This is a genomic window from Streptomyces sp. NPDC002176 (assembly GCF_044903645.1).
Classification (GTDB): domain Bacteria; phylum Actinomycetota; class Actinomycetes; order Streptomycetales; family Streptomycetaceae; genus Streptomyces.
Genome location: NZ_JBJDQW010000006.1, coordinates 33,374 through 49,454 on the forward strand (window position 1 = coordinate 33,374; position 16,081 = coordinate 49,454).

The 16,081-nt window shown below is 72.1% G+C and carries 23 protein-coding genes; 15 read left to right on the forward strand and 8 right to left on the reverse strand.

Features of this window, described 5'->3' with window-relative positions; genetic code table 11:
* Nucleotides 1-6: 6 nt before the first annotated feature.
* The 5 genes from ACI2LY_RS25695 to ACI2LY_RS25715 all read right to left on the reverse strand — a co-directional run bounded on the left by ACI2LY_RS25695 (nucleotide 7) and on the right by ACI2LY_RS25715 (nucleotide 4,183).
* Nucleotides 7-741, reverse strand: coding sequence for a response regulator transcription factor (locus ACI2LY_RS25695; protein ID WP_389005335.1), 735 nt, complete (start codon nucleotides 739-741; stop codon nucleotides 7-9).
* 90 nt (nucleotides 742-831) lie between these two features.
* The gene (locus tag ACI2LY_RS25700; protein WP_389005333.1) at nucleotides 832-1,068 is read right to left on the reverse strand and encodes a hypothetical protein; all 237 of its coding nucleotides are present in this window, start codon (nucleotides 1,066-1,068) and stop codon (nucleotides 832-834) included.
* 41 nt (nucleotides 1,069-1,109) lie between these two features.
* Nucleotides 1,110-2,138 (reverse strand): S1C family serine protease, encoded by a 1,029-nt coding sequence (locus ACI2LY_RS25705; RefSeq protein WP_404709213.1) that lies wholly within the window; start codon nucleotides 2,136-2,138, stop codon nucleotides 1,110-1,112.
* A gap of 100 nt (nucleotides 2,139-2,238) precedes the next feature.
* Entirely contained in the window at nucleotides 2,239-3,264 is a 1,026-nt protein-coding gene (locus ACI2LY_RS25710) for a LacI family DNA-binding transcriptional regulator (protein ID WP_404709214.1), read from the reverse strand.
* 106 nt (nucleotides 3,265-3,370) lie between these two features.
* On the reverse strand, nucleotides 3,371-4,183 hold the full coding sequence (locus ACI2LY_RS25715) for a winged-helix domain-containing protein (protein WP_404709215.1): 813 nt from the start codon (nucleotides 4,181-4,183) through the stop codon (nucleotides 3,371-3,373).
* A gap of 173 nt (nucleotides 4,184-4,356) precedes the next feature.
* Here ACI2LY_RS25715 and ACI2LY_RS25720 point away from each other — a divergent pair, with 173 nt between their 5' ends.
* The 8 genes from ACI2LY_RS25720 to ACI2LY_RS25755 all read left to right on the forward strand — a co-directional run bounded on the left by ACI2LY_RS25720 (nucleotide 4,357) and on the right by ACI2LY_RS25755 (nucleotide 9,473).
* Nucleotides 4,357-5,199, forward strand: a complete 843-nt coding sequence (locus tag ACI2LY_RS25720) for an alpha/beta hydrolase (protein WP_404709216.1) — start codon at nucleotides 4,357-4,359, stop codon at nucleotides 5,197-5,199.
* 61 nt (nucleotides 5,200-5,260) lie between these two features.
* Nucleotides 5,261-5,515: a MoaD/ThiS family protein gene (locus ACI2LY_RS25725; RefSeq protein ID WP_404709217.1), complete on the forward strand. Its 255-nt coding sequence runs from the start codon at nucleotides 5,261-5,263 to the stop codon at nucleotides 5,513-5,515.
* A gap of 4 nt (nucleotides 5,516-5,519) precedes the next feature.
* Complete coding sequence (locus ACI2LY_RS25730) at nucleotides 5,520-6,575, forward strand: hypothetical protein (protein ID WP_404709218.1); 1,056 nt, start codon at nucleotides 5,520-5,522, stop codon at nucleotides 6,573-6,575.
* Nucleotides 6,576-6,756: 181 nt separating this feature from the next.
* Nucleotides 6,757-7,494 carry a DUF2993 domain-containing protein gene (locus ACI2LY_RS25735; protein ID WP_404709219.1) on the forward strand — a complete coding sequence of 246 codons (738 nt, stop codon included), beginning with the start codon at nucleotides 6,757-6,759 and terminating at the stop codon, nucleotides 7,492-7,494.
* 229 nt (nucleotides 7,495-7,723) lie between these two features.
* Complete coding sequence (locus ACI2LY_RS25740; protein WP_362163317.1) at nucleotides 7,724-7,804, forward strand: putative leader peptide; 81 nt, start codon at nucleotides 7,724-7,726, stop codon at nucleotides 7,802-7,804.
* A 129-nt stretch (nucleotides 7,805-7,933) separates the two neighbouring features.
* Nucleotides 7,934-8,779, forward strand: coding sequence for a sulfurtransferase (locus ACI2LY_RS25745; RefSeq protein ID WP_404709220.1), 846 nt, complete (start codon nucleotides 7,934-7,936; stop codon nucleotides 8,777-8,779).
* 44 nt (nucleotides 8,780-8,823) lie between these two features.
* Nucleotides 8,824-9,111: a DUF1416 domain-containing protein gene (locus ACI2LY_RS25750; RefSeq protein WP_389005316.1), complete on the forward strand. Its 288-nt coding sequence runs from the start codon at nucleotides 8,824-8,826 to the stop codon at nucleotides 9,109-9,111.
* 98 nt (nucleotides 9,112-9,209) lie between these two features.
* A complete protein-coding gene (locus tag ACI2LY_RS25755) occupies nucleotides 9,210-9,473 on the forward strand; it encodes a DUF3099 domain-containing protein (protein ID WP_389005314.1) in 264 nt (87 codons plus the stop codon).
* Nucleotides 9,474-9,645: 172 nt separating this feature from the next.
* On the opposite strand, the gene ACI2LY_RS25760 is transcribed toward ACI2LY_RS25755, so the two are convergent.
* Both ACI2LY_RS25760 and ACI2LY_RS25765 read right to left on the reverse strand, forming a co-directional pair.
* Nucleotides 9,646-10,017 (reverse strand): VOC family protein, encoded by a 372-nt coding sequence (locus tag ACI2LY_RS25760; RefSeq protein ID WP_404709221.1) that lies wholly within the window; start codon nucleotides 10,015-10,017, stop codon nucleotides 9,646-9,648.
* Nucleotides 10,018-10,041: 24 nt separating this feature from the next.
* Nucleotides 10,042-10,404 (reverse strand): DsrE family protein, encoded by a 363-nt coding sequence (locus ACI2LY_RS25765; protein ID WP_401451605.1) that lies wholly within the window; start codon nucleotides 10,402-10,404, stop codon nucleotides 10,042-10,044.
* Nucleotides 10,405-10,512: 108 nt separating this feature from the next.
* Between ACI2LY_RS25765 and ACI2LY_RS25770 the strand changes: the two genes are divergently transcribed.
* From ACI2LY_RS25770 to ACI2LY_RS25800, 7 genes are all read left to right on the forward strand, one after another.
* Nucleotides 10,513-11,298 (forward strand): hypothetical protein, encoded by a 786-nt coding sequence (locus ACI2LY_RS25770; RefSeq protein ID WP_404709222.1) that lies wholly within the window; start codon nucleotides 10,513-10,515, stop codon nucleotides 11,296-11,298.
* Entirely contained in the window at nucleotides 11,295-12,071 is a 777-nt protein-coding gene (locus ACI2LY_RS25775) for a hypothetical protein (RefSeq protein ID WP_404709223.1), read from the forward strand. Before ACI2LY_RS25770 ends, ACI2LY_RS25775 begins: the two co-directional genes overlap by 4 nt.
* Nucleotides 12,068-12,877, forward strand: a complete 810-nt coding sequence (locus ACI2LY_RS25780) for a hypothetical protein (protein ID WP_404709224.1) — start codon at nucleotides 12,068-12,070, stop codon at nucleotides 12,875-12,877. Before ACI2LY_RS25775 ends, ACI2LY_RS25780 begins: the two co-directional genes overlap by 4 nt.
* A 221-nt stretch (nucleotides 12,878-13,098) precedes the next feature.
* Complete coding sequence (locus tag ACI2LY_RS25785) at nucleotides 13,099-13,674, forward strand: FABP family protein (protein ID WP_389005302.1); 576 nt, start codon at nucleotides 13,099-13,101, stop codon at nucleotides 13,672-13,674.
* A gap of 70 nt (nucleotides 13,675-13,744) precedes the next feature.
* Nucleotides 13,745-14,182, forward strand: coding sequence for a Fur family transcriptional regulator (locus ACI2LY_RS25790; RefSeq protein ID WP_404709225.1), 438 nt, complete (start codon nucleotides 13,745-13,747; stop codon nucleotides 14,180-14,182).
* A 10-nt stretch (nucleotides 14,183-14,192) separates the two neighbouring features.
* A complete protein-coding gene (locus ACI2LY_RS25795; RefSeq protein ID WP_393594666.1) occupies nucleotides 14,193-15,158 on the forward strand; it encodes a YgfZ/GcvT domain-containing protein in 966 nt (321 codons plus the stop codon).
* On the forward strand, nucleotides 15,159-15,569 hold the full coding sequence (locus ACI2LY_RS25800) for a hypothetical protein (protein ID WP_404709226.1): 411 nt from the start codon (nucleotides 15,159-15,161) through the stop codon (nucleotides 15,567-15,569). It begins immediately after the preceding gene.
* Here ACI2LY_RS25800 and ACI2LY_RS25805 read toward each other — a convergent pair.
* The gene (locus ACI2LY_RS25805; protein WP_404709227.1) at nucleotides 15,531-16,004 is read right to left on the reverse strand and encodes a rhodanese-like domain-containing protein; all 474 of its coding nucleotides are present in this window, start codon (nucleotides 16,002-16,004) and stop codon (nucleotides 15,531-15,533) included. The two genes, ACI2LY_RS25800 and ACI2LY_RS25805, sit on opposite strands and share 39 nt — an antisense overlap.
* Nucleotides 16,005-16,081: the final 77 nt, after the last annotated feature.

The following is a 16,081-nucleotide window of genomic DNA, read 5'->3' on the forward strand; positions in this document are numbered from 1 at the left end:
GCCGCCTCACTCGGCGCCGCCCTGCCGCAGCACGTACCCGACGCCCCGGACGGTGTGCACGAGCCGGGGCTCGCCGCCCGCCTCGGTCTTGCGGCGCAGGTACATCACGTACACGTCGAGGGAGTTGGAGGAGGGCTCGAAGTCGAAGCCCCACACCGCCTTGAGGATCTGCTCCCGGGTCAGCACCTGGCGCGGGTGCGCCAGGAACATCTCCAGCAGGGTGAACTCCGTGCGGGTCAGCTCCACCGGCCGCTCGCCCCGCCGGACCTCCCGGGTGGCCAGGTTCATCCGCAGGTCGCCGAAGGTGAGCGCCTCGTCCTCGCGGGCCTCGGCGGACACGCTTCCCGCGTACGAGCTGCGCCGCAGCAGGGCCCTGATGCGGGCGAACAGCTCGTCCAGCTCGAAGGGCTTGACCAGGTAGTCGTCGGCCCCGGCGTCCAGTCCCGTCACCCGGTCCCCGACCGTGTCCCGGGCCGTCAGCATCAGGATGGGGGTGGTGTCCCCGGTGTTCCGGATGCGGCGGGCGGCGGTCAGGCCGTCCATGCGGGGCATCTGGATGTCCAGGACGACCAGGTCGGGCCGGTAGTCCCCGGCCTGCTCCAGCGCGTCCGCCCCGTCGACGGCGACCCGGGTGTCGTACCCCTCGAAGGCGAGGCTGCGCTCCAGGGCCTCGCGGACGGCCGGTTCGTCGTCGACGATCAGGATGCGCTGGGGATCACGGTCGCCTTCGGCGGGGCTCATCGCTCGCGGTACCTCGTGGGTGCGGTGGGTCGTGGACGGGGCGCCTCTCAGCCTCGCACGTTTCGGCTCCGCCGCGTCCGAGGCCGGGGGTCAGACCCCGGCCGGGGTCAACCGGGTCAGGGCGGTGAGCCGGTTCAGCGGCACCTTGCGGCGGTGCGGGCGGGCGGCGGAGGTGCGCAGGCCCATCAGCTGGGGCGCGGGGGTGGGCAGCTCGGGCAGCCGACGACGAGTGGGGTCGGGGGTGTGCAGCTCGTGCGCCACCTCGAGGGCGACGACGACGTTCGCCGGTCCGGAGACAGGGGCCTGGTGCGAGACGCGCTTGATCATGACGTTCTCCCTGCTGCTCGGTACTGCGTGTGCTGGAGCCTTCAGCTGGTGGAACCCGCCCGCAGCTTCGCGAGGTCGGCCTTGACGGTGTCGACCGGGATGGCGAAGCCGAGCCCTATGGAGCCCGCGTCCGTGGACGAGGCGGCCTGGGAACCCGAGGAGTACATGGCGGAGTTGATCCCGATCACCCGGCCGGAGGCGTCGATGAGGGCGCCGCCGGAGTTGCCGGGGTTGAGCGAGGCGTCGGTCTGGATGGCCTTGTAGGTGGTGGTGGAGGAGCCGGTGTCGCCGTTGAACTCACGGCCGCCGAACTGGAAGGGCCACTGCTCGTCGCCGCCCTGTCCCTGGCCGCTCCGGCCCTCGTCGGTGGACACCGTCACGTCCCGGTCGAGCGCGGAGACGATGCCGCTGGTCACGGTGGAGGTCAGCCCCTCGGGGGAGCCGATCGCCACGACCGTGTCACCGACCTGGACGCCCGAGGAGGTGCCGAGCGGCGCCGCCTTGAGTCCCGAGGCGCCCTCCACCCGCAGCAGCGCCAGGTCCTTGGAGCTGTCGGTGCCGACCACGCGGGCGGTGCGGCTGGTGCCGTCGCTGGTGCGCACCTTCACCGAGGAGGCGCCGGAGACGACGTGGTTGTTGGTGACGATCTCGCCCGCACTGCTGACGATCACGCCGGAGCCGGTGGACGAGCCGCTGGCGAGGGTCGCGTTGACCTCGACGACGCTCGGGGTGAGCGCCGCGGCGATGTTCGCCACGTCGCCCTTCTTGCCCGCCGCGACCACCGGGGTGGCCGTGTCGGTGGCGGTGGTGTCGTGCCCGGTGAGCTGCTGGAAGGCGTAGGCGGTGCCTCCGCCGACCGCGGCCGCGACCAGCGCGACCGCCGCGAGCAGCGTGACCGGACCACCGGGACGCTTGCGCCGCCGCCCGGTCCCCGCGGTGGGTGCGTGGGCGGGCGGGGGCGGCCACTCGGGGTGCACGTCAGCCGCGTGGGGAGCCGCGTACGGCGGTGCGGGGGTTCCCTGCGGATGCTCGTACTCGTGGCCGCCGGTGCGGCGCGTGGTCTCGGTCATACGAAGAGCATGTCCCGCGACCATGAGAGCTTCCTGAGGCCCGGCTGAGAACCCCGGCAGAACCGCCTTCGGTTCCGATGAGACCCCTCTGACCTGCGGTTCAGCCCGCGCAGCCGCAGCTGGCGCGGACCTGGAGCCGGGACGGGAAGGTCTTCAGCCGCTCCCGGCGGGAGCCCGCCACCCGCAGACCGTCGTCCAGCACCAGGTCGACCGCCGCGCGGGCCATCGCCGGGCGGTCGGAGGCCACCGTGGTCAGCGGCGGGTCCGCGAGCCCCGCCTCCTTGATGTCGTCGAACCCGGCCACCGCCAGCTCGCCCGGCACGTCCAGGCGCAGCTCACGGGCGGCCCGGAGCACGCCGATGGCCTGGTCGTCGGTGGAGCAGAAGATCGCGGGCGGCCGCCGCGGCCCGGCCAGGATCTCCAGCGCGACCCGGTAGGCGTCGTAGCGGTTGTACGCGGCCTCGAAGAGGCGGCCCTCGGTGGACAGGCCCGCCTCGGCCATCGCCCGGCGCCAGCCCTCCACGTGGTCGGAGACCGGGTCGCCCACGGCCGGGGTGTCGGCGGTGCCGCCCATGCAGGCCACGTAGTCGTGGCCGTGCTCCAGGAGATGGCGGACGGCGAGCTGGGCGCCGCCCAGGTCGTCGGTGGTGACGGCGACGTCGTCGATGGCCTCCGGGCGCTCGTGCAGCAGCACCACGCGGGCGTCCCACGCCTCGATCTCGGCGGCGGCCTGGTCGTTCAGCGCGTGCGAGACGAGGATGAGACCGGAGACCCGCATGCCGAGAAAGGCCCGCAGATAGTGGACCTCGCGCTCGGCGATGTAGTCGGTGTTGCCGACCAGGACCATCTTCCCGCGCTCGGAGGCGGCCTGTTCGACCGCGTGCGCCATCTCCCCGAAGAAGGGCTGGCGGGCGTCCGGGATGATCAGACCTATCAGGTCGGTACGGCGCGAGGCCATCGCCTGGGCCACCCGGTCCGGGCGGTACCCCAGCTCCTGGATGGCCGCGAGGACACGCTCGCGCGTGGCCGGGGCGACCGGCCGGGGTCCGTTGTTGATGACATAACTGACCACGGCGGTGGAGGTACCCGCCAGTCGTGCCACATCATCCCGAGTCACCTTCGCCACGCGCGGAGTCTACGCGGATCGACCCGCTCTGGGCAGGGCATTCGTGGCGTGGACCGGGGCCGGAGACAGCCGGGGGTGCCCTGGCACTACCCCGGCCGCGACGGCTTTAAGCGTCCGCCGAGACCCCGCTGTCCTCACGGACGGCCGAGGCGTCCCCTTCCGCCGCCTTTGCCCGCCCGGACGCGGCCCGCCCCGCCTCCGCGCGCTTGGCCTCCGCCCGCTTGGCCTCCTCGGCGGCCCGGTCGGGCTTCTCCGGGGTGACGAAGCGGTATCCCACATTGCGGACGGTGCCGATCAGTGACTCGTGCTCCGGGCCGAGCTTGGCCCGCAGTCGCCGTACGTGCACGTCCACGGTGCGGGTGCCGCCGAAGTAGTCGTAGCCCCAGACCTCCTGGAGGAGCTGGGCGCGGGTGAAGACGCGGCCGGGGTGCTGGGCCAGGTACTTCAGCAGCTCGAACTCCTTGAAGGTCAGGTCGAGCACCCGGCCCTTGAGCTTCGCGGAGTAGGTGGCCTCGTCCACGGAGAGGTCGCCGTTGCGGATCTCCATGGGGGAGTCGTCGCCGACGAGCTGCTGGCGGCCCATGGCGAGCCGGAGCCGGGCCTCGACCTCGGCCGGGCCCGCGGTGTCGAGCAGTACGTCGTCGATGCCCCAGTCGGCGGTGACGGCGGCGAGGCCGCCCTCGGTGACCACCAGGACGAGCGGACAGCCCGGTCCGGTGGAGCGCAGCAGCTGACACAGGCTGCGCACCTGGGGGAGGTCGCGGCGGCCGTCGACGAGGATGACGTCGGCGCCGGGGGTGTCGACGAGAGCGGGACCCTCCGCCGGGGCGACCCGCACGCTGTGCAGCAGCAGGCCGAGCGCGGGGAGCACCTCCGTCGACGGCTGGAGGGCGTTGGTCAGGAGCAGCAGAGAACTCATACGTCTGGTTCCTCCTCGGTCCCTGCGAGGACGTATCCGGTGCGGTACATGCTCTGCGTTCCCGTCGGCCCCGTATACCGGCGGCACGCCCGCCTCGTATACAACGCGTCCGAAAGCACAAAAGGACCCGGGGGCTTCGCTGCCCGAGTCCTCTGCCCAGCAGAATAGCCCACATGAGCAACCGTCCGGCGGGTCATGCGCCACGTTCCACCATTCGTCCGAATTCCGAGACGGGCCAAGACACCACTGTCCGGACTTTTCTGCGTACGGCCGACGGAATTCCGGTGGATTCCGTATACGATCCCGGCCCCGCCGTATACGAAACGGGCCCCGCCGAGACCGTCTTCGTGGTCGCGCACGGCTTCACCGGGGACGTGGACCGGCCGCACGTGCGCCGGGTGGCCCGCGCGCTGGCCGCGTACGGGGCGGTGGTGACCTTCTCCTTCCGGGGCCACGGCGCCTCCGGCGGGCGCTCCACGGTGGGCGACCGTGAGGTGCTGGACCTGGCGGCGGCGGTGGAGTGGGCGCGCGGCTTCGGGCACGCGCGCGTGGTGAGCGTCGGCTTCTCCATGGGCGGCTCGGTGGTGCTGCGGCACGCGGCGCTGAATCCCGGCATGGTCGACGCGGTGGTCTCGGTCAGCTCGCCCGCCCGCTGGTACTACCGGGGCACCGCGCCGATGCGCCGCCTGCACTGGCTGGTCACCCGCCCGTCGGGCCGCCTGGTCGGCCGCTACGGCTTCCGCACCCGTATCCACCACCGCGACTGGGACCCCGTCCCGCTCTCCCCGGTGGAGGCGGCCGCCCGGATCGCGCCCGTCCCGCTGCTGGTGGTGCACGGGGACAGTGACGGCTACTTCCCGCTCGACCACCCCCGGATGCTCGCGGACGCGGCCGGGGAGGCGGGCGAACTCTGGCTGGAACCGGGCATGGGCCACGCCGAGAACGCGGCCGGTGACGAGCTGCTGGCCCGGATCGGCCGCTGGGCGCGGGAGCGCGCCGGGCGGGGGACGGACTAGCCTTGGCCGCACCGTCTTTCTTTCATTGTTTGTTCTTTCCCGCCGTCCGATGAGGAACGAGATGCCCAAGGTCACGGTGCGCTACTGGGCCGCAGCCAAGGCCGCGGCCGGGATCGCCGACGAACCGTACGACGCCGACTCGCTGGCCGAGGCGCTGGCCGCGGTACGCGAACGGCACCCCGGCGAACTCACCCGCGTGCTGCGGAGGTGCGCGTTCCTCGTCGACGGCGCTCCCGTCGGGACCCGCGCGCATGAGACGGTACGGCTGGCCGAGGGCGGCACGGTCGAGGTGCTCCCGCCGTTCGCAGGAGGATGAGGCGTTGAGCGACCAGCAGTCGTACGAGGGCGGCCCGTACTCGGGGTACGACCCCTACGGGCAGCAGCGGACACCGGGCGACTGGGCCCCGGCCCCCGGACAGCCGCAGTACCCGAACCCCTACGCCGACCCCTACGGGACCCAGCAGGCGCCCGCCCAGCAGTGGCAGGGGCAGACCTGGGACACCCAGAACCACGCGCGGGTACCGGTGGCCGAGCAGCCGTACCAGCAGGCCCCCGCGCCCCAGCCGGTGGAGGAGACCGGGCCCGCCTTCGGGCCCGCGACCCTCGCCGGGAACGCCCGGATCACCGACGCCCAGCGGGCCCGCCTGGAGGGCCGCTCGCCGGTCATCGAGCCCGGCATCCAGCCCGCCGCGCTCACCGCCCTGCTCGGCGCCCTCCTCGCGGTGGCCGCGCCGCTGGGCTCGTACGCCCTGGTGGTGCCGCTGGTGCTGCTCCAGGCGGTGACGGCCGCGGGCTGGTTCCGGCTGAACGGCATGTGGCCCGCCCGGCAGGGCATCGCGCTGGCCTTCCTCGGCGGTCTGGTCGCCGACGTGGCGGTGCTGGCGGCGGGCCGTGAGCACGCCCCGGCCGCGATCCTCGGCCCGCTCGGCATCTGGGTCCTGCTGGCCCTGGTCCTCCAGCTCCGCTCGCACGCCTCGCCGGACGAGCGGATGTACGGCCTGATGGCCACCGTCGCCTCCTCGGCGCTCGCCATCCTCGCCACCGGCTTCCTGGGCGCCTCCGCGCACGCGGTGTCGGTCGGCGCGGCGGCGGTCGCGGTCGCCGTCCTGGCCCGCGCGCTGCCGATGCCGACCCCGGTCTCGGTCGTCGTCTCGCTGCTGGCGGCGGCGGGCACCGGCCTCGCGGTCGGCAACCTGACGGGGCTGGGCACGGGTGGCGCGGCCCTCGGCGCGGGCGCGGCGGTCTGCGGGCTCATCGGGCACCGGGTCGCCGGCTACGACTACCCCTCCCGCTTCGTCCACTTCACGGCGGGCGTCGCCCTCCCCCTCGCGGCGGCGGCCCCGGCGGTCTGGCTCCTGGGCCGGGTCTTCGGCTGACCGGCGTCACCCGGCCGGGGGCTGTTTCCGGCCGGGGTTTCCGGAAAGTGGTGGGGCAAAGACGGGAAATGCCGCAGTCCGGCGCGGGCCCGTCACAGGTGATCCACAATTTCCGCCCGGCCGGTCCCGGCGGGGCTACGGTGGCGGCGCCGGAACCGAGCCGCCGACCTCTGGGGAGAACATGCGGGCCCTGCGAATACTCCTGATTCTCGTCGTGATCCTGGGCGGGCTCTTCGTGCTCGCGGACCGGGTCGCGGTGCATTTCGCCGAGGGTGAGGTCGCGGACCGGATGCGGGCGCGGGAGAACCTCGCCTCGACGCCGGACGTGGACATCAAGGGCTTCCCTTTCCTCACCCAGGTCGCGGGCGGTTCGCTGGACGACGTGGGCCTCGGCATCAAGGACTACTCGGCGCCCACCGGCACCGAGGGCCGGGTGATCCGCGTCGACGACCTCAAGGCCGACCTGAAGGACGTGAAGTTCTCCAGCGACTACTCCTCGGCGACCGCCGCGAGCGGCACCGGTTCCGCCACCATCGCCTACGACCAGCTGATGAAGGCCGCCAAGACCGAGCCGACCGAGCTGGCGCCCGGTGTCACGGCCCAGATCACCGGCCTCGGGGACGGCGGCAACGGCAAGATCAAGGTCTCGGTGAAGCTCGGCATCCCGGCACTCGGCATCGAGCGGACCATCCCGGTGCTCAGCTCGGTCGACGTCAAGGGCGGCAAGGTCTCGGTGCACGCGGACGCCCTGCCGGTCATCGCGGGCGCCAACCTGGCCGACGGCACCTTCCGCCAGATCACCGACTTCCAGCAGGCCCTGGACCAGCTGCCGGGCGGTATCGCGGTGGACAGCGTGCGGGCCACGGCGGACGGTGTGGAGATCGGCGTGACGGGTTCGGACCTGAAGCTGGGCGGGTAGGAGCCGCGCGAGCCTCGTACGTCTGTCCGACTGGCGAGACGCGTTGTCCGTGACACGGTTGTGCGGCGGACGTGAAGACCGACGGAAGCGCCCGACGGCCCGGATTCCGGGCCCGAGGGCGCTTTCCGCGTCCTCGGGCATGTGTGCGCGGTCCAGGATGCGGACGATCGCGTCTCGCTATATGACACGCCGGTGACACGTACGCCCGGACCTCCTTACGATCGACGGCATGAAGCGACAGGCGGATCTCACGAAGCGGCGGGCAGTGGACCTGTGCCGCGTCTCCGCCATGCTCTGTCGCCCCTTCTGAGCGGAAGTCACCGCACTCCCGCATCTCCCGGCCGCCCTGCTGGAAGGGCACTCGTGTGCCGCCGCGCCCGTATGCGCGCGGACACCCCTCTCACCGCACGCCACCGTGACTGCCCCGGAGGAGAAAAGCATGAGCCGCAGCGACGTCCTGGTCGACGCCGACTGGGTGCAGGAGCACCTCGACGACCCGACCATCGCCCTCGTGGAGGTGGACGAGGACACGTCCGCCTACGAGAAGAACCACATCCGAGGCGCCATCCGCGTCGACTGGACCAAGGACCTCCAGGACCCGGTCCGCCGTGACTTCATCGACCAGGAGGGCTTCGAGAAGCTCCTGTCGGACAAGGGCATCGGCAACGACACCCTGGTCGTCCTCTACGGCGGCAACAACAACTGGTTCGCCTCGTACGCGTACTGGTACTTCAAGCTGTACGGCCACGACAACGTCAAGCTGCTCGACGGCGGCCGCAAGAAGTGGGAGCTGGACGCCCGCGAGCTGGTCCCCGGTGACGAGGTGCCCGAGCGCGCCAAGACCGAGTACAAGGCCAAGCCGCAGAACAAGGCGATCCGCGCCTTCCGCGACGACGTGGTGGCCGCGATCGGCAGCCAGAACCTGGTCGACGTGCGTTCGCCCGACGAGTTCTCCGGCAAGCTGCTCGCCCCGGCCCACCTCCCGCAGGAGCAGTCGCAGCGCCCGGGCCACGTGCCCAGCGCCCGCAACATCCCGTGGTCGAAGAACGCCAACGACGACGGCACCTTCAAGTCCGACGAGGAACTGAAGGAGCTGTACGCGGCGGAGGACGTCGACCTCGCCAAGGACACCATCGCCTACTGCCGCATCGGCGAGCGCTCGGCGCTCACCTGGTTCGTGCTGCACGAGCTGCTGGGCGTGACGAACGTCAAGAACTACGACGGTTCCTGGACCGAGTACGGCTCGCTGGTCGGCGTGCCGATCGAGCTGGGCGCGGCCAAGTAACCAACCCGACCGACCTTCTGGTCAGACCTCTTACGGAGAAAGACATGTGCGGAGCGAAGGCCGGCGGCCCGGACGCCTCGGCGATCAAGCCCGGTGAGACCACCATCCAGGGGCAGGTGACGCGGGACGGCGAGCCGGTGACGGGCTATGTCCGCCTGCTGGACTCGACGGGCGAGTTCACCGCGGAGGTCCCCACCTCCGCCACGGGCCAGTTCCGCTTCTACGCGGCCGAGGGCACGTGGACCCTGCGCGCGCTCGTGCCCGGCGGCACCGCCGACCGCACGGTCGTCGCCCAGCAGGGCGGTCTGGCCGAGGTCGCCATCGCGGTCTGAGACGTACGCGGACGTAGGCGGCCGGAGCAGGGGCCGCGCCCACCGGGTTGGACGCCTGGGGCGCGGCCCTTCCGGCTGTCCGGCCCTACTCTGGACACATGTACGCACGGCGGCGTCGCTGGTACTTCGTGATGATGGGGGTCTGCGTCGTCCTCTTCGTCCTCGCCTGGGCGGTGGTCCGGATCTGGTCCGTCCCGGCGGCGGTCGGGATGTGCCTGTTCGCCATGGTGATCCCGCCGGTGGCCGCGATGGTCGCCAACCGGCGGGGCCCCGAGGACCGCTGGTGGGACTCCCCGTCCGGGGACAAGCAGTCCGACGAGTGGTGGGACGAACTGGACGGCAAGAAACCCCCGCGTTCCTAGGGCCTGTTGCGAAAGTCCCGTCGTCCGCCCGGAGGGCGGGCTCCGCGGCGTCCGGTGCGTGCGATCGCAAGGCGGAGGGTCGCCCTCGTACTGGGCGTACGAGGGCGATCCGACAACGCGGCGAGCGTGCGTGCCGGGCGTCGCGGAGCAGGCGGGACTTTCGCAACAGGCCCTAAGCGTGGCTCGTGTCGATGACGCAGAAGCGGTTGCCCTCGGGGTCGGCGAGGACCACGAAGTCGGGGTCGTCGGGGTACAGCTCCCAGTCGACCCGCTCGGCGCCCAGGCCGATCAGCCGGGCCACCTCGGCCTCCTGCTCCGCCCGGTCCCCGGCGTACAGGTCCAGGTGCACCCGCGGCTGCTCCTGCACGGGCGTGGTGCTCCGGTCGAGGGCGATGCCGGGACCCTTGCCGTCGGCCGGGACCAGCACGGCCCAGCCGTCGTCCACCGCGCCGTCACGCGGCACATACCCGAGGGCCCGTCCCCAGAACTCCGCGGCCCGCCGTACGTCGGCGGCCCCCATCACGATCGTTCCGATGCTCAGCATCCGCCGATTCTGGCAGCCGGGTGATCAGTAGACGAGGGCCTGTGTGCCGTCCGCCATGACCTCCTGCACGAAGACCTGCGCCCCGGCGATCCGTACGCCCTCCAGGACGTCGCCCTCGCCGATGTCCCGCCGTACCGCGCACTGCGTGCACAGCGTGACCCGCCCGGCCGTCAGCACCGACTCCAGCAGGTCCTGCAACGGCGCCGCGTGCGGCAGCTCGAACTCCGCCGCCCGCCCCGGCAGCGCGAACCACGCCGACTCCCCGGTCAGCCACACCGAGACCTCGACCCCACTGGCCACCGCCACCGCGGCCACCGTGAACGCCTGCGAGCACCGCTCCGGCGCATCGGCACCTGAGGTCACCTTGATCACGAGCTTGTTCGCCATGACCGAATCGTAATCCGGCGGCCCGCAACCGCATGGACATGCCATGAGTCTGGTGGGGGGCGCGGATGGCAGAGTCCGTGCTTTCCAGTCCTGTGGGGGGACGACACGTTGAGCACCACTGAAAGCCCGGAAAGAGCGGTACCCGAGCCACCCGAGTTGTCCGGGCCGCCCGAGGCCGCGCCCGTATCGGTGCCGCGCCGGAGGGGGCGTACCGCGCGGCGGCTGACCCTCGCCGTGGTGCTCGGGCTGGTCGCCGGGACCTGTGCCGGGTATCTCGTCCAGGCCGGCCGCACGCCGGACAAGCTGCCCTCGCTCTCCCAGCCGACCCTGGCGCAGGCCGCGGGCGAGGCCCTCGGGCCGTTGCCCGCCGCCCAGGACCACCAGGTCAAGGTGGACGGCGATCTGCGCGAGCTGCTGCTGAAGAAGCCGGCCGGCACGCGCGCGAATCCGGCCATCGAGAGCGACGACGGCCGACTGGGCCTCACCGCCTACGCGGAGCTGTACACCAAGCCGGACGTGGCCTTCCGTGATCTCCTCGGCGACGAGTTCCGCCGCGCCGCGGTCACCGGCTGGATCGAGGCCGGGGACCGCACCGTGGAGATCCGTCTGGTCCAGTTCCGCCAGGTGGAGGAACAGACCGCCGTCGACCGGGCCGCCGATGCCCGCCACTGGGCCGCCGATGATGCCCACACCCGGAGCTGGCCCGTTCCGGGCACGGGTGACGGCGAGCTCTTCGTCCACGACCGGCCCGACAGCCGCTTCGGCCCCGGCTACCAGGCCGAGGCCCATGCCTGGCGCGGGGACATCGTCCTGGAGATGTGGGTCTACGGCCCCAAGCCGATCCCGCCGACCAGGGTCCGCGAGCTGGCCCGACAGCAGATGGAGCGGTTGTGAGTACTGACGCTGTGAACACCGACGTCGCGAGCCCGCCCGCTCGCCCCCGCCGCACCGCCGCGATCCTGGGCGCCGCACTCGCTCTCGCCACCCTCTCGGGGATCGGCTGCACCGCCGTCGTGGTGCACGGGGCCGACCGCTCGCCGGGCGCGCCCACCTGGCGGCTGCCGGAGGCCGCGAAGGAGAAGCCGGCTCAGGAGAAGCAGTCCGGGCTGCGCGCGCTGCTCCTGCCCTTCGGCGAGGAGCGGTACGTCCGGGGCCCGGACCTGGACAGGTTCGGCTCGGACACCGAGCTGACCGGACGGCAGGCGTCCGACCTCCGGCGTCAGTCGCTCCGGAGCCTGCCCCGGTCCCAACGGCTCCGGCTGGCACGGCAGTACGAGAAGAACCCGGTCAAGGGCATGGCGATGCGCAGTTACACGAGCACGGCCTGGGTCGGCGAGAACTCCGGCGCCTTCACCGTGGAGATGGTGCTGACACGAGCGGACCAGAAGACCCTCCGCTCGCGCACCCACGCCCAGCGGGAGTTCCTCGACACCATGAAGGGCTTCCGCAAGGGACCCGCGATCAAGGGCCACGAGGACCACGCCGCGTGCTTCCTGCCGCCGGCCGTCGAGTGGGAGAAGGTCGAGGTGATGTCGTGCTCCGGCTACGTCGGAGACATCGGCGTCACCGCCTGGATCGAGGCCGCCGCGCCGCTCGACCGGAAAGGGGCCGCCGACATGATCCGCGCGCAGTTCGACCGCATCAAGGAACCGGGTGAGGCCGTATGACCGACTCGCAGACCCCACCGACGACCGACCTGCCGCCCGCGGTGGCCGGAAAGGGCCGCCGTCGCACACGCGTGGTCCTGCGCTGGGCCGCCGTCGTCGCCGTGTTCGCCCTCACCGGGGCCGGGACGGCGTACGGGATCAGCCGCGCGGACCGCGCGGACCTGCCCGGTCTCGCCACCCGCCCCGACGGGCGCTGGGAGTACCCGGCGCTGGTCAAGCCCCCGCTACCGTCCGGGAGCCCCGGCCCGCTGGCCGCCGAGAACAAGGCGGGCACGCACTACGCCGACCTGCGCGCCCTGCTGCTGCCCGCGCCGAGGAACGCCGCGGTGGACAAGGCACTGCCCGGCGCGGACGGCTGGCTGCCGGTGAAGGACTTTCTCGCGCAGTACGACGCGAAGGGGCGCGGGGAAATGGGGCAGGCGCTGACCGACCGCGGGCTGCGGCACGTGGCGAGCCGCGGCTGGACCACCCCGGACGGCACGCGCACCCGGATCGATCTGCTCCAGTTCGCCACCGCCGAGGTCGCCGAGGGGGCGGAGGGCGTGGTCGTGAGCTACGACGTGCTCGTGCATCCGCTGCGCGGCGCCCCCGCCGTCAAGCCCGAGGGCTTCCCGGAGGCGGCCCGGGTGGACGAGGTCTGGCTCGCCGCGTTCGCCGAGGTCAAGCCGTACGGCAAGGAGCGGACGCGGGTGGCGTACGCGGTCGCCGGGGACACCCTCGCCATGGTCACGCAGTCCCGCCCGGGGGACGCGGCGGCCGTTCCGTTCTGGCAGACGGTGACGTTGCAGAGCGAACTGCTCGCCTGAGGGCGACCTCGCCAGGAGAGTCCGACCCCGGCCGCGTAAGCTGGGCGCGGCTCTGTCGTACGTCCACTTCCGCTCAAGGAGCACACCCGTGGAGATCTTCTTCGAACTGCTGCTGGTCCTGGTCTGCGTCGGCGTGCTCGCCTTCGCCGGACTGACCGTGAAGAAGCTGTACCAGGGCCAGCGCTGACGTAACGCCCCAGAACCGACAGGAACGGCCGCTCATGATCGAGATCCCGTCTGACCTGCACAAGGACCTCGTCCCCCTCGCCTTTCTGCTGGGCAACTGGGCGGGCGCGGGTGTCCACGACTTCCCCGGCTCCGAGAAGTGCAACTTCGGCCAGGAGGTGAGCTTCACCCACGACGGCCGGGACTTCCTGGAGTACCAGTCCCGTACCTGGGTCCTCGACAACGAGGGCAACAAGGTCCGCCCGCTGGAGTCCGAGGCCGGCTTCTGGCGGATCGACGCCGAGCGCAAGGTCACGGTCACGATGACCCGCGACGACGGCGTGGTGGAGATCTGGTACGGCGAGCTGGCGGACAAGAAGCCCCAGATCGACCTGGTCACGGACGCCGTCGCCCGCACCCCCGAGTCCCCGGCGTACACCGGCGGCAAGCGCCTCTACGGCTACGTCAAGGGCGACATCATGTGGGTCGGCGAGAAGCAGACCCCCGAGGTCGAGCTGCGCCCCTACATGTCGGCCCAGCTGAAGAAGGCCGTCACCCCCGAGGACGTCGAACGCTGGGCGAAGGACCTCCCGGACGACATGCCGGACGACGGCATCGCGTTCTTCAAGTAGGCCCGCACACCGGCGGACCGGTTGCCCTGATCACGCGGGGCGACCGGCTCACCGGCCCTACACTTCCAGTGTGGTGAGCACCGACTGGAAGAGTGATCTCAGGCAGCGCGGTTACCGGCTGACTCCGCAGCGGCAACTCGTGCTCGAGGCCGTGGACGCGCTGGAGCACGCGACGCCGGACGACATCCTCGTCGAGGTCCGCAGGACGGCCTCCGGGGTCAACATCTCCACCGTGTACCGCACCCTGGAGCTGCTGGAGGAGCTGGGGCTCGTCAGCCACGCCCACCTCGGCCATGGCGCGCCCACCTACCACCTCGCCGACCGCCACCACCATCTCCACCTGGTGTGCCGGGACTGCGAGAACGTGATCGAGGCGGACGTCGAGGTCGCCGCCGACTTCACCGCGCAGCTGCGCGAGCAGTTCGGGTTCGACACCGACATGAAGCACTTCGCGATCTTCGGCCGGTGCGCGGACTGCACGCGGAAGAGTTCCACCACCCCGTCGTAGGCTGGCCCGTATGAAGAGCCCCCTGCTGTCCCTGCCCGGCGCCGTTCCCGCCGAGGGCGTGGACGAAGGCGTCGCCGCCCACTACGGCGACCTGTTCCGCGAGCAGCGTGCCCTCGCCGACGGCACCGGTTTCGTCGACCTCTCCCACCGGGGCGTCGTCGCCGTGACCGGCGCGGACCGGCTGAGCTGGCTGCACCTGCTGCTCACCCAGCACGTGAGCGATCTGCCGGTCGGCGAGGCCACCGAGGCGCTGGTCCTCTCCGCCAACGGGCACATCGAGCACGCCCTGTACCTGGTGGACGACGGCACGACCGTCTGGGCGCATGTCGAGCCCGGCACCCAGGAGGCGCTGATCGCCTACCTGGAGTCGATGAAGTTCTTCTACCGCGTCGAGGTCGCCGACCGCACCGCCGACACCGCGGTGGTCCACCTGCCCGCCGGTTCCATCGCCGAGGTCCCCGAGAGCGCGGTGGTCCGCGAGACGCCGTACGGCCGTGATCTCTTCCTGCCGCGCGAGGAGCTGGAGGAGTTCGCCGCCCGTTCCGGTCCGGCCGCCGGTCTCCTCGCCCACGAGGCGCTTCGGGTCGAGCAGCACCGGCCCCGCCTCGGCTTCGAGACCGACCACCGCACCATCCCGCACGAGCTGGGTTGGATCGGCACCGCCGTGCACTTGCAGAAGGGCTGCTACCGGGGCCAGGAGACGGTCGCCCGCGTGCAGAACCTCGGCAAGCCGCCGCGCCGCCTGGTCTTCCTCCACCTCGACGGCAGCGACGTCCACCTCCCCCCGCCCGGCACCGAGATCCGCCTCGCCGACGACGGCCCCGACGGCCGCAAGATCGGCCTGGTGACGACATCCGTACGCCACCACGAACTCGGCCCGGTCGCCCTGGCCGTCATCAAGCGCAACACCCCCACCGACGCCCGGCTCCTGGCCGGAGACACGGCGGCGGCGCAGGAGACGGTGGTCGAGCCGTAGGTGAGCGGCAGACCTGTGCTGCGGCACATCGGGGCGATGCATCTGAGCGGCTTCGTGCTGCTGTGCTCGTTCGTGGTGATGCCCTCCTGGCTGGTCGAGGCGGCCTACGCGACACCGCCCGACGATCCGACGGCGGACGCCCCGTTCATGGCGCTGCTCGTCGTGCCGCTGCTCGTACTCGGCCTGCACATCGCCGTCCAGATCCCGGCCGGGCTGATGGGCGCATGGCTCGGGCGCGGGACATGGGGACGGTACCGGGTGTCCTTCGCCATCGCCGCCGCGTTCACCATGCTGCTGTTCTGGGGCGACACCGGGATGTGGCTCGACGCCCTGGCCCGCACCGCGCTCGGGCTCGGGGCGTACGTCTGGGTGCTAACAGGCGCAGTGGGCCGCCTGTGGCGGGGCTACTAGGGGGTCCGGGGTGCGGCGAGTGGTGCCGGCCGGGGTTTCGACGGGGAAGCCCTCACGCGTCCAGTACTCCATGCCGCCGATCATCTCCTTGGCCCGGTAGCCGAGTTCGGCGAGGGCCAGGGCCGCGCGGGTGGCGCCGTCGCAGGCCGGGCCCCAGCAGTAGGTGATGACCGGAGTGGCGGGGTCCAGGACGGCCGCCGCCCGTTCCGGGATCTCGGCGGTCGGCAGGTGCAGCGCGCCGGGGATGCGCCCGTGGGCCCATGCCTCCGGGCCGCGCGAGTCGACCAGGACGAAGCCGGGGGCGCCGGACTCCAGTGAGGCGTGCACGTCGGAGACGTCGGCCTGGAAGGCGAGGCGGGCGGCGAAGAAGGCGGCGGCCTCGGCGGGGGCGGCCGGGGGCATCCGGAGGGCGGGGCTGGTCTCGGTGACTGTCATGCCGTAGACGCTAGGACCGGGGGCCGCCGCGCAGAACCGGTGATCCACGGCGTTCCCTGTCCCGCGCCGGGCGATCC

What these genes read in the sequence shown, in the direction of transcription:
- ACI2LY_RS25750 (WP_389005316.1), top strand. Translation starts at nt 8,824, where the DNA reads ATGTGCGGAGCGAAGGCCGGCGGCCCGGACGCCTCGGCGATCAAGCCC.
- ACI2LY_RS25780 (WP_404709224.1), top strand. Translation starts at nt 12,068, where the DNA reads ATGACCGACTCGCAGACCCCACCGACGACCGACCTGCCGCCCGCGGTG.
- ACI2LY_RS25715 (WP_404709215.1), bottom strand. Translation starts at nt 4,183, where the DNA reads ATGAGTTCTCTGCTGCTCCTGACCAACGCCCTCCAGCCGTCGACGGAG.
- ACI2LY_RS25760 (WP_404709221.1), bottom strand. Translation starts at nt 10,017, where the DNA reads ATGCTGAGCATCGGAACGATCGTGATGGGGGCCGCCGACGTACGGCGG.
- ACI2LY_RS25720 (WP_404709216.1), top strand. Translation starts at nt 4,357, where the DNA reads ATGAGCAACCGTCCGGCGGGTCATGCGCCACGTTCCACCATTCGTCCG.
- ACI2LY_RS25765 (WP_401451605.1), bottom strand. Translation starts at nt 10,404, where the DNA reads ATGGCGAACAAGCTCGTGATCAAGGTGACCTCAGGTGCCGATGCGCCG.
- ACI2LY_RS25735 (WP_404709219.1), top strand. Translation starts at nt 6,757, where the DNA reads ATGCGGGCCCTGCGAATACTCCTGATTCTCGTCGTGATCCTGGGCGGG.
- ACI2LY_RS25755 (WP_389005314.1), top strand. Translation starts at nt 9,210, where the DNA reads ATGTACGCACGGCGGCGTCGCTGGTACTTCGTGATGATGGGGGTCTGC.
- ACI2LY_RS25795 (WP_393594666.1), top strand. Translation starts at nt 14,193, where the DNA reads ATGAAGAGCCCCCTGCTGTCCCTGCCCGGCGCCGTTCCCGCCGAGGGC.
- ACI2LY_RS25740 (WP_362163317.1), top strand. Translation starts at nt 7,724, where the DNA reads ATGAAGCGACAGGCGGATCTCACGAAGCGGCGGGCAGTGGACCTGTGC.
- ACI2LY_RS25805 (WP_404709227.1), bottom strand. Translation starts at nt 16,004, where the DNA reads ATGACAGTCACCGAGACCAGCCCCGCCCTCCGGATGCCCCCGGCCGCC.
- ACI2LY_RS25705 (WP_404709213.1), bottom strand. Translation starts at nt 2,138, where the DNA reads ATGACCGAGACCACGCGCCGCACCGGCGGCCACGAGTACGAGCATCCG.
- ACI2LY_RS25745 (WP_404709220.1), top strand. Translation starts at nt 7,934, where the DNA reads ATGAGCCGCAGCGACGTCCTGGTCGACGCCGACTGGGTGCAGGAGCAC.
- ACI2LY_RS25695 (WP_389005335.1), bottom strand. Translation starts at nt 741, where the DNA reads ATGAGCCCCGCCGAAGGCGACCGTGATCCCCAGCGCATCCTGATCGTC.
- ACI2LY_RS25700 (WP_389005333.1), bottom strand. Translation starts at nt 1,068, where the DNA reads ATGATCAAGCGCGTCTCGCACCAGGCCCCTGTCTCCGGACCGGCGAAC.
- ACI2LY_RS25725 (WP_404709217.1), top strand. Translation starts at nt 5,261, where the DNA reads ATGCCCAAGGTCACGGTGCGCTACTGGGCCGCAGCCAAGGCCGCGGCC.
- ACI2LY_RS25785 (WP_389005302.1), top strand. Translation starts at nt 13,099, where the DNA reads ATGATCGAGATCCCGTCTGACCTGCACAAGGACCTCGTCCCCCTCGCC.